The organism is Pedococcus sp. P1_H8 (assembly GCF_056405175.1).
Window position 1 is genome coordinate 1 of the sequence record NZ_JBFUCP010000401.1, and the last position, 383, is coordinate 383.

Genomic DNA, 383 nt, shown 5'->3' on the forward strand with positions numbered 1-383 from the left:
CTCCTGACGAGGTGGTGGGCGCGGCGTCGCCGGGTGGATACTGCCGGCGGGTGAGGAGCTCGTCGTAGACCGAGATGGACGGCGCCGGCCGCTGGTCCGGCGGGAGGCCGGCGATGACCGCGCCGGGATCGACCAGCCGCCGCGCGGTGAGGCTGACGACCTTCTGCTCGACGGGAATCTGCGGGTGAACCCGATGGCCGTCCTCGGACCTTGTCGCTGCGGCTTTGCGGGCCTCGACGGCCACCACGTCCGCCGACGCGGCACCGATGCTCACAGCTGCGCGCAGCCCGGCGATGACGTCGGCATGGTCCATGTGTCGGTGCAGCAGCAGCACCTCGACCAGGGTGCGGGTGCCGTCCTTGTCCCCCGCGACGGTGCGGGCC

1 pseudogene is annotated in these 383 nt (G+C 72.8%); it reads right to left on the bottom strand.

Annotated elements, in window-relative coordinates:
- A pseudogene (locus AC1DYG_RS20550) lies at nucleotides 1-383 on the bottom strand (IS21 family transposase); the annotation flags it as partial.